The sequence below is a fragment of the Streptomyces lydicamycinicus genome (assembly GCF_000829715.2).
Classification (GTDB): Bacteria; Actinomycetota; Actinomycetes; order Streptomycetales; family Streptomycetaceae; genus Streptomyces; species Streptomyces lydicamycinicus.
Genome location: NZ_BBNO01000010.1, coordinates 451,988 through 464,717 on the forward strand (window position 1 = coordinate 451,988; position 12,730 = coordinate 464,717).

Annotated in this window: 5 protein-coding genes and 4 pseudogenes; 3 read left to right on the forward strand and 6 right to left on the reverse strand. The window is 65.8% G+C overall.

Annotated elements, in window-relative coordinates; translation table 11 throughout:
* Nucleotides 1-110: 110 nt before the first annotated feature.
* From TU31_RS32820 to TU31_RS40700, 3 genes and pseudogenes are all read right to left on the reverse strand, one after another.
* On the reverse strand, nt 111-1,361 hold the full coding sequence (locus tag TU31_RS32820; RefSeq protein ID WP_042161380.1) for an MFS transporter: 1,251 nt from the start codon (nt 1,359-1,361) through the stop codon (nt 111-113).
* A 28-nt stretch (nt 1,362-1,389) separates the two neighbouring features.
* Complete coding sequence (locus TU31_RS32825) at nt 1,390-2,607, reverse strand: ATP-grasp domain-containing protein (protein WP_042161382.1); 1,218 nt, start codon at nt 2,605-2,607, stop codon at nt 1,390-1,392.
* Between the two features lie 713 nt (nt 2,608-3,320).
* Nucleotides 3,321-3,548, reverse strand: a pseudogene (locus tag TU31_RS40700) (hypothetical protein); the annotation flags it as partial.
* Between the two features lie 67 nt (nt 3,549-3,615).
* Between TU31_RS40700 and TU31_RS40705 the strand changes: the two are divergent.
* Nucleotides 3,616-3,741 (forward strand): annotated as a pseudogene (locus TU31_RS40705) (hypothetical protein); the annotation flags it as partial.
* Between the two features lie 291 nt (nt 3,742-4,032).
* Here the strand turns inward: TU31_RS40705 and TU31_RS32830 are convergent.
* The 3 genes from TU31_RS32830 to TU31_RS32840 all read right to left on the reverse strand — a co-directional run bounded on the left by TU31_RS32830 (nt 4,033) and on the right by TU31_RS32840 (nt 9,900).
* A complete protein-coding gene (locus TU31_RS32830) occupies nt 4,033-6,879 on the reverse strand; it encodes an ATP-binding protein (RefSeq protein ID WP_078886085.1) in 2,847 nt (948 codons plus the stop codon).
* 474 nt (nt 6,880-7,353) lie between these two features.
* Nucleotides 7,354-8,538: a peptidoglycan recognition protein family protein gene (locus tag TU31_RS32835; RefSeq protein WP_245698940.1), complete on the reverse strand. Its 1,185-nt coding sequence runs from the start codon at nt 8,536-8,538 to the stop codon at nt 7,354-7,356.
* A 786-nt stretch (nt 8,539-9,324) separates the two neighbouring features.
* Nucleotides 9,325-9,900, reverse strand: coding sequence for a trypsin-like serine protease (locus tag TU31_RS32840; protein ID WP_042161390.1), 576 nt, complete (start codon nt 9,898-9,900; stop codon nt 9,325-9,327).
* A gap of 771 nt (nt 9,901-10,671) precedes the next feature.
* On the opposite strand from TU31_RS32840, the pseudogene TU31_RS37480 reads away from it, so the two are divergent.
* Both TU31_RS37480 and TU31_RS39260 read left to right on the forward strand, forming a co-directional pair.
* Nucleotides 10,672-11,940: pseudogene (locus TU31_RS37480) on the forward strand (ISAzo13 family transposase); the annotation flags it as partial.
* 184 nt (nt 11,941-12,124) lie between these two features.
* Nucleotides 12,125-12,730, forward strand: a pseudogene (locus TU31_RS39260) (two-component sensor histidine kinase); the annotation flags it as partial.

Genomic DNA, 12,730 nt, shown 5'->3' on the forward strand with positions numbered 1-12,730 from the left:
GCTCAAGTTGCTTGACACGACATAGCAGCCTCGGGGAGGCACGGAGTCATGGTCGAGGGTGTGCATCTGGGTGGGGATGCGGTCCTCAGGGAGCACCAACTTCGTGTGCGTCATGAATGCCTTTCTTCAAGTGAGGTAGGCGGTGATACGTCGTGCTGATGGTGGGGAGCGGCGGGGCCCGCGGTCCTGATGCGCAGCAGAGCAAAGACGGCCATGCCCACCATCGAAGTGATCAGCAGGGCGAAGAAGACCGGGCCGACGCCGTGGGACTGCCAGATGAAGCCGAGGCTGGCCGGCACAACCAGCCGGGCTAGGGCCAGCACGAAGCCGTTGAGCGCCATGAAGCTGCCGACCCGGCGCTCGTCGACATGGTCGGCGATGTAGGTGGGCACGACGACGGACGCGATGACCTCGCCGAGCGTCCACACGACGATGGACAGAAGCACGACGGGCAAGGAGAGGGCGAAGGCGAGCACCGCCAGACCGAGCGCCCAGAGCAGACCGGCCACCATCAGCAGCATCTTTGTGCCGTACGCAGGGAGGCGCTTCTCGAACACCAGGCCATAGGTGACCACGGCGACACTGTTGATCGTGTAGACGATGCCGATCAGACCCGTCGGCTCATCGAGCACGGTCGTGACGGCAAGGGGCAGCGCGTACTCGACGCCGATCAACGGGACGACATAGAAGAAGGAGACCAACACGAGCGCCAGCACATGGCCGTGGCCAAGCGCGCCGTGCCGCGCCCTCCCCCTAAGTCCCTTGCCGCCCTCGTCCTCCGCAGCGCGTCGGCTGTCGACCGGTATCCACACCGCGATCAAGGTCGCGCACAATAGCCCGGCCAGGATGTTCCCCACGAACATGACGTGGTACGAGTACCCGGCCGCCACACCGCCGAGCAGTGGGCCGATGCTCATTCCCAGGTTAGTACCCATGTAGCTGACGGCGTACGCGAAGGACCGTTGCTCGGCGGTGGTCAGATCGGCAATCAGGGTGTTGCATGCGGGGCCAAACATGCCCATCCCGACCAGAGCCGCGAAGAGCAGGGCCGCGAACGTCCACGGTGGCCCGTCCAGAGTCGACAGGCCCAGATAGCCAGCTGCGTTGAGCAGCAGCGCGAAGAGCAGCGCCGGGCGACGGCCGCGCAGATCGCAGAAGGGTCCGCTGAGCAGACTGCCCACCAGCAGGCCGGTGCTGCCGACGGAAATCAGCAGCCCCGCCTCGCCGAGGCTGAGGCCCTTGTCCCGCACCAGGTAGACGGTGAGCAACGGGAAAACGAACATCCCGGCCCGGTTGACGAAGGAGGCGAGAAACAACACCCGCAGGGCCAACGGCAGTTCCTTGAACCGGGTCAGCCACACGGCCGCGGTCCCCCTCTTCGGCCGCCCATCAGTCCTGCGCGGTCTTGACACGGAAGGCGTCCCGCACGGCCTTGAATTGGTTCCTGAGGTCCTCGAAGCCGGCTCCCTCACAGACGTACCAGCCCAACGCGTCGTGGGATCCAGTGGGCGGGGCCAGTACCTCGCCGACGCTCTTCCACACCTCGGCGTCCACCACCGAGTCGAGCGCCATGAGTTCCTCGGGCGTGCTGATGGCGGTGATCCGGCCGTACGCGGTGGAGCTCAGGTATTGACCGCCCACCTCAGGGCCGAGCCGTGCGGCGGGGCGATGGGTCGGGTCGAGTTCCAGGCGGCACCACTCGCCCGCCAGATTGATGCCGCGGCCCGCCTCGATCGCCGGGGCGATCGGACCGCCGCCGACCCGAGCCCCGGCCTCGCCGAAGACCACCTCCCCGTCGTCAAGGAGGAAGAACTCCGCGTGCGAGACACCAGTACACAATCCGAAGCCGCGCAGCACCTCAGCGTTCAGGTCCAAGACCCGCTGCTCGCCGTCCGAGAGGCCGTACTTGCGGGAGATCGTCCCACCCGGCTCGTCTAGGTACTCAAGGACCGAGAAGCTGTACTGGGAGAGCTGCTCGAAGACCACTTCGCCGTTCTGCAGAAGTGAGTCCACATGGAACTCGGTGCCGCGGATGAACTCCTCGACCCGGTACTCGCTCCGGTCGTCGCCCATCTCCAGCCAGACCCGCTCCAGGTCCTCTCGGCTGTCAACTCTGTACGTGTCTATGCAAGCCGAGCCCGCGTACGGCTTGATCACGACGGGATAGCCGACCAGCTCGGCGAACCGGGCCACCGTGCCGATCGTGTCGGGGCGCTCCGAGCGGGCCACCCGGATCCCGAGTTCCTCGGCCCTGCGGTGCATGACGTTCTTGTCGCGGAAGTTGAGCGCTTCCTCCGGCATCAAACCCGGGATCCCCTGGTCCCGGCGGCAGCGACTGGCCGGCAGTACATCGGACTCGAAAAGTGGGAAGATCCGCTCTATTCGATGCTCCGCGCAGATGCGAGCCACTGCAGCGCGCACGGATGCCGTGTCCCCCAGATCGGCACAGTACTGGGCAAGTTCTGCGACCTCGGGCGCCTCCCACCCCTTGGGCAAGAGCACCACGGGGCTTACGCCAAGGTCGGTCGCGGCCTCGACCACGCCGCGGAGTTGCGCGGCAAGGCGGCCTTCCCTCGGCCGGTAGATAACCAGGATCGATCGGTCCATCAAAGTGTCCTCATAGGAGTGCTGGTGTGGCCGTTTGCGATATCCTGGCCCAACTTTTGTAGCGCACCTGACACTGCGTTCGGCAGACGTTAGGGCTTTGGACCAGGCGTAGGCGTCAGCCACGAGAACCTCGTGCCGACAGTGCAATCGGCAATGCCGCAACCACGGAGACCCTCCCGCGGCATGGCCTCTCTGACGTGCTCATCCGTTCCTTGTCCTCACTGCACTCCGCAGTGCATCTGTGGCGGCTCAACTCCTCCGTGTAGGCATAGGGTAGGCCGGAGGCAATCGGAATAGATCCGTCAACTGACGCATATTTGCCATCAGGAACACCTGTACAGGTCACTGCAATCCGGACCTTCATCGCCGAACCGGAGGCGCAGGTTCGGTCCGGCGGCGAAGATGAGGTGCGGTCATAGCAGGGCAGACAGTTCGGCTATGGCGGCGGGTCCATAGGCAGGCTTCGCACAGCCACCGGTCCTGTGCCCGTCCGCCTGGCCGAGACGCGCCAGCAGACCCGAGACCGGCCAACGCCGTGTCCGTCGCACCGCACTGGCGAACCACCCCCATCAAGCCACCGGCCAAGACCCCACAGAGGCACGACCCATGAGTCACTGGTTTTGCGCTAATACTGCAACGGTGTTTGTGCTGATGGGTGAGCAGTTCTATGGGCTGTGTCCGCGTCGTGTGTAGTGACTGATGCGGGCCTATCCGGCCGGGTCCCCGGTCATCGGGAAGCTGGTCACCACGTGGGTCTCCGTGGGGCCGTACTGGTTCTCCAGCAGACATCCGGGCAGCGCGGCACAGAGCCGGCGTATCTCCTCGGTCACCCGGAGCTACTCGCCGGAGGCGATCAGCACCCGCAGGCGGCGCGGAAGCAGGTCCAGCGCCGCGGCACTCTCGGCGAGTTGCTGCAGGGCGACATACGGGAGGAAGAACCGAGAGTCTGGAGGTTCACCACATCCGTAGGCTCGCTGACCTCAAACAGTCGGGACGTAGGGAAAAACCCGGTGGATTCAAATCATGGCGAAGCGGAAGCGCAAGTCGCTCATCACATGCCGTAGCTGTCATGGCGGCATCCACGCGGGACGACCTGTCGCAAACTCAAAGGCTAATCACTGGGGAGCTGGATGATCGGAAATCGATCACGTCCGGTTCGGTGGGAGGCCGTTGGAAGGGACCCGCCCATGGGCACCTCGCCAGCGGCCCACCCAACCCGAAACCCGGCACTGCAGAGCAGAGGCCGTTGCCGATTCCTTCGGTTCGCGACCGGATTGTGCAAGCCGCGTTGCAGACGGCTGGCCGGGGCCACTGGGTAGACATTGCATCCTCCGGCCAGGAAGGCGCCGCCTCTGATCACCGTGAGCACCACAGTTGACGGGGGAATCACTTCGGTTCGTTCGCTGAGCAGGGAACGGGATGCGATCAGTGGTGTGGGTGTTCTTCGTCCGAGTTCAGTCGGCGGACGAACTCGGTTGCCAGTTCGACGCGTGAGGTCATTTTCAGCTTCCTGAGGATGTTCGACACATGTGAGCTGACGGTGCGTCGCGCGATCGACAAATGGGTGGCTATCTCGGGGTTGGAGCGGCCATGGGCAACGTGTTCGGCCACGATGCGTTCGGTGTTGGTCAGTGCGCTCCAGCCTTCACGGGGACTGTCACAGCGTCTTCGTACGCCTCGGCTGAGGGAGCGCAGACGATATAGGGCGCGGGCCGTCTCCCAGTCTGCTTCCAGAGTGCCGTAGATCTCCAGCGCTTGGTCGAGTAGGGCGCGGGCCTCGGCCGGTTGTCGGCGTTGAGCCAGCAGTTCTGCCGCGTCGGTGTAGGCGTGTGCCTCGTGCAGCGGTCGCGGCGCGTTGCGGTAGCAGCGGGCTGCTTCCAGGAACAGCTGTGGGTCCCGGGCCAGTAGTCCCTGGCATCGGTAGGCGTCACCGAGGTGATACGGCCCGCGGCTGTGGTCGGCTCGTGTCTGCGCGGCTGATGCCACGCGCCGCGCGTTCGCCGTGTCGCCGTGGGCCAGGGCGAGTCGGACAATGTCGGGTGCCAGAAAGCCGAGGATGAGTTGGCCGGGTAGGTGGCCGATGCCGTCGTCGAAAGCGGTCATGAGCCGGGAGTAGGCGCGCTCGGTATTGCTCCGCGCCTCGTCCAGGAGGGCGTTTGCGCACAGCGGTAGGTACTCATAGAAGCAGGCGATCGCCCCGGGGTCCCGCGCCGGGTCTACGGCGGTCAGGTGAGCTTCGGCAGCGTCCTGCCGGCCGCGGCGCACAGCGATCAGTGCCGCGATGGCCCGCAGCGCTCGGCTCATTGCGAAAGACTCTCCGGAATTGAGCCCTGCCTCAACTTCCGCGAGGGCATCGTCCCACCGCCCGGTGTTGAACGCGAGGAGAGCGCAGGAGAGGTGGTACCAGGGTAGGAAGACTCCTCCTACATGCTCGGTCGCCTTGTGAGCGGCCGCCAGGGTACGTTCTGTGTCGTGGCTGCGGTCCAGCTCGGTGTAGCTGTTGGCCAGGGCTAGTTGCAGCGCGATCCGCTGCGCCGGGTGGATCGTCTCCGGCGTGAGCCGGCATGCCTGCTGCGCCAGTTCCAGCGCTTCGGTGCCGGGCTCTTCGAGGAATCGCTTTGCCGCCAAGATCTGCAGGGCGTAGGCCAAGGCATGGGCGTCGCCCACTTCCTGAGCCGTGCGCCGCGCGGCCAGCGCGTGCGCCCCGGCCTCCCGCAGATCGCCCAGCGCAAACAGGCACACGGAGCTGAACGCATCGAACCGCCGGCGCTCGGCGACAGGCAGGCCCTCGCTCTGGCACGCGGTTCGGGCCTCAGCGAGAGCAAGGTCAGGCCGACTGCGGGCGAATGCAGCCTGAATGATGATCCAGTGCATGGGGCTTTCCATCCCGGGATCAGAGGTTCTGGCGAGCACACATCGGGCGCTTTCCTCCGCCTCGGTCAAGTGGCCGCATGACAGTTGGGCTACGGCGCGATGCAGTTGTAGATCGTCGTAGCGCGGATCGCTGGGGTAGGCGAGTCCCACCGCCTTGTCCAGCAGGTGGAGGGCCAGTACCGGTGCTCGCGTCGTGAGGCGTGGCGCGAACTCCACAAGCCATGCAATGAGGAACTCACCAGCCGGTGCCCCGTTGAGCAGATGCTCGGCGACTCGTTCGGGTGTCGCTCCCGCACCCGCAATCGCCTGGGCGGCCTTCAGATGCACCATGGCGCGGACCGAGCCCGAAACAGCGTCGGACAGCGCATGCCGGATGAGGTCGTGGTGGAACACCAGTCGATCACCCGTGTCCCGGAGGACACCCGCCGCTTCGGCCTCCGCGACGATGCTGACCACGTCGTGTGTCGACTTCCCCAGGACAGCCGCGAATTCGGTGACCGTGCAGCTGGCTCCCAGCACGGCGGCGACGCGCAACGCGTGCAGCGCATCATCGCTCAGGTAACTCAGCCGATGCGTGATCAGTGTGGGAAGCGGCGGCGGAGAAAGGACCCCGGTGACCTCCGCGAATCCGCCGCTGATCTTGATCAACGCCTCGCGTAGCAGAGCATCGGACAGCTCCCTTACGTACAACGGGTTTCCCGCCGCTGCCTCGGCCATGCTCCGTAGTCGCGGACCGGGCTCACCGCCACACAGAGCTGTCAGCAGCGCTGTGACCGCCGGCACACTCAGCGGTGCCAGCTTCAGCACGGTCCTGTTGCGAACGCCAAGACTCTGGGAGAGCTGGTCGACTTCCTTGACCCTGGGCGACTGACGGTACGCCCCGACGACAAGGAGGGGCAGCTGATGAACCGACCCCATCAGCCGCCGCACAACCAGCAGACTCGCCGGGTCGGCCCACTGAAGGTCATCGAGAAAGAGCGCCGTCGCCCCCCGCGCGCACAACTCGTCAACCAGGCTGAGCATTGCCTCCACGGTGGCAAAGTCAGCCTCGCCCGACCCGCCCAGCGCACCCGGCAGGCCGTACCGGGCGTCGCCACGAAGAACCTCGGCGACCCGAGCCCGGGACGGGTCGGCTGACACCGCCTCCACTCCCAAGCAGGACGAGATCACGGCGAACGGACGCTGCCGCTCCAGCTCCTGTGCCGCTGCGTGCAGCACCTGCATACCCGAGCGCCCGGCGTATCCAGCTGCCAGCTCCAGCAGGGCGGTTTTACCCACCCCTGCCTCGCCCACCACGAACGCCGCCTGGCCCTCACCCGCCACCGCGGACGCCGCCAACCTGGCCAGTTCAGCCATCTCATTCTCGCGGCCAATAAGATGTCCAGCGGAATACGTCATGCTCTCACCTCTGTGCACCGATCCTTGAACAGAACAGACACCGCACTGCCAGTCCCACTACGCGACTGTGATGAACCTCATATCCCTGAGATGCGGCAATTCGACTTCATGCCGTATCTCGCAGCCGCCGGACGCACTTGCCGGTGTTCGGAGTGCTGGGGTGAAAATTTCGGGTGTCAAAGCTGCACTGGTAAATACGTCCTTCGAGGCTCGCTCCGAGGACGATCGGCCACCTTCAGCCTCATGCATCCCGCGACGGCTCTGGGAACGGACCGCGAAGGCAATTCCTTCATCATCTGTCCAGTGGAACCGCTGGGCCTATACCGATGCCGCGCGAGTCGAACCCGAAGAGGTCGAACCCGTCGCGCACGCACTGATCCGGGAGCGGCCAAAGGTCGCAGAGCCTGCCGCCAATGGGGGCAGGCTCTGCGATCCGTCGGCGGTCCCAGCCGCCATCGTGCGGGGACAGACCGATCAGCGGGCGCCCTCCGCAGCGACTTCGCTGCGGAGGGCCGGAAGCCCGCCGTACAGCGTGCCGCCAGGGCACTCCGTTGCCAGCCAGTCGCGATGGCCACTGATCATCGGGACGTTCTTCTTGGCGCCGTCGACCGGATTATTGAACGTGATGTTCGCCTCGGGATCGAGTTTGTGTGACTTGGCCAGCCCCGCCAGCAAGCGGACAAGCGTCTTGCGAGCGGCGTCCGTCGGTTGCTGCTCATTGAACGTTCCCAGCAGAGCGATCCCGACGTTGCCTGAGTTGAAGCCCTTGGTATGGAAGGCGGTGACCACTTTTCCTTCCTTGTCGTGGGCCGGGATGCCGTCCTCTCCCGACCAACGTCCCTCATAGACCCGGCCGGCTTCGTCGATGAGGAAGTGGTATCCGATATCTCCGAAGTCTTCGCCGTCCTTGGAGGCATGATGCTCGTAAATGGCGCGCACTGTGGCCGCTGGATCAGGGTCGTTGTTCGGTGTGGCGGTGTGGTGCACGGAGAGAGCCTGCACCGGGTAGTACTTCGGTGGTGAGGATTCGCTGCCGTCTTTGTAGAAGCGCTTGTTCTCATCCGCTCCCCAGGCGGCGCGGGAGAGGTACCTCTGCCCCAGCATTCTGGTCGGTTCGGCAGGAACAGAGACCTGGCGCATCGGCCCGCCCTTTGCATCGATCGCGATCACAGAACCGCTCTGTGCACCGTCGGGCAGCCACAGTTCATAGCCGGAAGCCCCGCCCGCTGCGATGAGTGCGGTGGCTGCTCTTGCGGAGTCGATCAGCTTGGCGCCGTCTACTCCACCGGCGCAGCCGGTGTGCAGATTGTGCCAGGCGCCGATGGTCCCATCCTCCTGGTGGAACCGTATGGATGCCCCCCGCCTGGCTCCGATCCAGGCAAGTCCGAGGTACTGGATGGGGAACTCCGCCGTTTGTACGGCCGTTTGCTTGACTTCGCCGGCGGCCGTCGCCCGCGTCTCGGGAATGTTCTCGATGTGCTTCGGGGAGTCGGCGGAATTCCCGGAGGACTTCGACGAAGACGACGTGGTCGCCGAAACCACCGGTGCGAGAACTGCTGCCGCGGCCGTGGCCCCGATTCCGCCCACCACCGCACGGCGAGGGACACGGGAATCACGACGATGGGATGGCGAAGAAGAAGTCGAGGACGGATCGGTCACGGTGTTACTCCATGATTGCGTAGGGTGCGGGATGCAGCGTCACTTGAGCCGGCCGGGAGCGCATCCAGATCCGCGGCTTCTCGCTCTGAGATCGACGCACTTAATTGATGGGCGGCCCGACACTCGTATGGTGCGTGGCTCTCCCAAAAGGGCTTCAGTGGCCTCGGTAGATCGATGACCCCGTTAATCCGCCACAAGCGACGGGGAGTGCGCCTTCCTCGAAGTCGTGGACCTCGGTGAGATTCCAGTCTGCGGCAAGAACGTCGACGAGTGGCGATCGGAGACGTGCACCGCGAACCGCCGTGCTCGAAGATGCAGTTTCCGTAGGCGATGCCGGTGCTGTGGTGGGCGTCTCCGGTGTGACGGACGGCGTAGACGAACGTGCCGCCGGGCCGCAGTACTAGGCACTGCTTCTCGGATCATGTTCGGAGCCAGATCATGAGGGGTCGCGACCATGACGGTTCCGAGGTAGACGTAGGCGCGTTTCTCGTAGCGGGTGGCGACGGCGTGGCCGTCCGACTCCGGTGCGGGGCACGGAAACCTGCTCCAGCACCCGCTCGGGGGGCCGTCACCGTAGTGCCCGGGTGTCAGAACGAGCGCGAGGGGTCGGCATCGTCCCTGACCCCAACACCCCACCCACGTCCGGAGATCCGAGAAACACTGCCTAGGTGCCTCTGTCACCCAGGGTGGATCTCCTGGGCTCGCCGGAGCGGGCGAAGGCCCGTCTGCATACCTCAAGAGGGCTGGTGCTTGACGGCCAGGCCCGTGTCCGCGGAGACGGGATTGTCAGATCCCGGTTACGTCTTGGATCCAGTCCCGGTTCATGGCACCGGTGCTGTCAGTGCTCCAGACAGTGGGACCACCTGCGAACCACGTGCTCCGGTCGCCCTCTGCGTAGATGGTTCCACCGCTGACGAGGCCGATGAGCGTCAGAGCGCCCTTGCCATGTGAGCGGAAGACAGGCCCGCCTGAGCCGCCTACGAAAGCGGCTCCACCGTCGTCAGAAATCGATCCGGCCATGCCGTAACTGCCGTCCGGGCCGTACGAGGTGATCTTCTCTTCGGCAACCTCCAGCACCTCGCTGCCGTAGCCCATGGCATACACGGTGTCGCCGGCTCTGGCAGGCTGGTCGGTGCTGGCGGCCAGGCGAATGTATCCGTTGCCGATGGTGCCCCAGATTTTTGCCCCGTCCAGAGGCGAGGCAAGGTGGAGCAGTGCCATGTCGCCGACCGGAGCGCTGTACTGCTGGTCGACTCGGACGCCTTTCCCGTCACCCCGGTCGATGCTGTACCCCGGCGTGTCCTCTAGACACCGCTTGACTGTCAGCACCCAGTTCGAGCTGATCAGGGCTCCCGAGAACATGCAACCGACATCTGCTTCTATGTAGACGACAGAGCTCGGGACCGTCTGCGCACCGACGCCACCCTGGAGTACATGCGCCGTACTGGTGGAGGCCGCCAGGACAGGGGCGTTTCCGGCCGGTGCCAGCGCAGAACTTCGCGCTGCTCGTCTCGTCCGTCGTGCTGCGGGCATCATGGGCCTATTCTCTCCCGTGGTTTAGGCGTTCGGCGGGTCGAGCGGAAAGGGCAGATTGCTAGAAGCTACATCCCGAGCAAAGCCAGCACATTTTGTGATCGTCCGCGTAGGGTCACCACGTCTGCGGAAAGTCAGGAATGACATGTGCTACGGGAAGGGGCCACAGCCACCACTGGTTCTGGCAGCAGTGATTGACTGACTTAATGTAGTGAGTCCGTCGGGATGATTCCTGAGCATACGACCGTGTGCAGGCCTGATTGCATCCGTCATCTGACGGATCTTTCTCGGGGTGTGCTGCGGGTGGTGTGAGGGCATTTTTTTGCGCAGGTGGCTGGACTGGGGTTCTACCGACCGTTGAATTCGCGGACGGCCGCTCTTCGCCGAGACTTGGCAGCGAACCTGAAGCGTGGGGTAGCCGTACTGGTGACGAGCTCGTGCATGCGGGTCGGGGGCGCCGGGCGAAACACAGCTGTACTGACCGTCGACACCTTCGACGGGCATACTGGCCGTGCCCTGGCCGGCCCATGAGGACCCGACGTTGCTGGTGAGAGTCCAGCTTCCGGTCACGGTCTTGTACGCCAGTGCGCGTGCCACCCTGTGAAGTCCACCCGCACGCTTGCGCAGGAGCTGACCTTGGCCGGGCATCGCGTCAGGGCCGACACCGTCGCCGGCCTGCTGCGGGAGGAAGGGTTCAGCCTGCAGGCCAACGCCAAGACAATCGAGGACAGTCAGCATGTGGACCGCGATGCCCAGTTCCGCTATCTCAACAAGCAGGCCCGCGAGCACCGGGACTCCGGCAGCCGGTGATCAGTGTGGACACCAAGAAGAAGGAACTCGTCGGCGAGTTCAAAAGCAGCGGCTGGCAGTGGCGGCCTGAGAAAGACCCCGTTCCGGTGCATGTCCACGACTTCGCCGACCCCCGGCTCGGCAAGGCCGTCCCCTACGGGATCTACGATCTGGCGGCGAACACCGGCTGGGTCAACGTCGGCACCGATCACGACACGGCGGCATTCGCGGTGGAATCGATCCGCCGCTGGTGGCACGGACAGGGCCGGCCCGCCTACCCGCAGGCGGCACGACTGCTGATCACCGCCGACGCGGGAGGCTCCAACGGCTACCGCACCCGGGCATGGAAACTCGAACTGGCCCAGCTCGCCGCCGAAACGGGACTGACCATCACCGTGTGTCATCTGCCGCCCGGCACATCGAAGTGGAACAAGATCGAGCACCGACTCTTCTCGCACATCACCATGAACTGGCGGAGCCGTCCGCTGACCAGCCACGAAGTCATCGTGGAAACCATCGCCGCGACCACCACCCGCACCGGTCTGAGCGTGAGTGCCGCACTCACTCGACACCAACACCTATCCCACCGGCGTCCGTATCGGTGACGCGGAGATGGCGGCACTGCCGCTGACCCGGCACGCGTTCCACGGCGACTGGAACTATGCCCTGCACCCCCAGCCCTGCCCCGCAATCCCGGCAGCCCGGGCCCCGCAGACGCCGGAGCCGGAGTGGGACCAGACCCTGCTGTCCGACCCAGCCCTGACCGGGATGTCCCAACGGCAACTGGACGTCCTCACCGAGACTTTGGCCCCCGACAGCGATACCCGGCGTGGCAGCCCGCCTCGGCTCCCCTTCCGTGATCAGGTCCTGGCCACTGTGCTCCACCTGCGGGTCGCCCTTGCCGCAGAACCTCTCGCCGTGCTGTTCGCCAGCAACCGGGCCGCCATGCACCGCACCCTTCTCAAGAACCGGAGACTGCTTGAGGCACACGGCATTGTCATCACACCCGCGACGACCCCACCCGCGGCTCTTGCAGCCCTCCAGGCTCGGGTCCTCACCCAGACGAGCAAGCCCAGCAAGCCGAGGGCGCCGGGCGGCCCGAGTGTGTACCTGCGCGCCGGCTCGGCCGGGCCGCGTCCGGCCCTCACCTCGGGCGTACCCGTTCCCGGCTCTGCCTTTCGTCCGGGCCTCTGCCTTTTGGCGGAGGCAGGGTCGTCCCCAAGGACCAGGGAAGCCCTGCTGCGGGGGCGTGATAATCGGCGCTATGTCGTTCAGCGCTCCGCCCGTCACCGAGAGCCGCCCGGCCCGAAGCCTCTTTGCGGGGCCCGGGGAGTGCGGGTGGCAGCTGTGGCGGGCGGCGGGCGAGGCGGTCGCGGCCGGGGCGCTGGTGCTGTTCATGTACAAGGGCGGCGGGGCGGTGAGCTACCTCAGGTTGGAGGGCGGGGCGGTGGCCCTCGGGCTCATCGGCGTCGCGGTGGCGCTGGTGTTGGTGCGGCGCCGGTTCCCGGGGGCCGGCGTGGTCGGGCTGGCGGCGCTGATGGGGGTCGTGCCCGCCGTGGCGCCGCTGACCGCGGTGGTCGCCTACACCGCGGCCCGGCAGATTCAGATGTCGCGACGGCGTGCCGGGCTGCTGTTCGCGGCGGTCGCCTCGGCACCGGTGACCTGCGTGGCGTTCGCGCCCTGGATGGGGTTTTCCAGATGGGAGTTCGGTCTCGCCCTTGGTGCGGTGCTCGCCACCATCACGGTCGTCGTGCCCGGGCTGGTCGGCGTCGCCGCGGGGCAGCAGGACCGGCTGCTGCGGGCGTTGCGAGAGCGCGCCGCCGCCGCCGAGGAAGCGCGACGGCTGGCGGACAGCGAGTCCCGGATGCGT

Coding starts and splice junctions, on each gene's coding strand:
- TU31_RS32825 (WP_042161382.1), bottom strand. CDS start 2,607: ATGGACCGATCGATCCTGGTTATCTACCGGCCGAGGGAAGGCCGCCTT.
- TU31_RS32830 (WP_078886085.1), bottom strand. CDS start 6,879: ATGACGTATTCCGCTGGACATCTTATTGGCCGCGAGAATGAGATGGCT.
- TU31_RS32840 (WP_042161390.1), bottom strand. CDS start 9,900: ATGTTCTCGGGAGCCCTGATCAGCTCGAACTGGGTGCTGACAGTCAAG.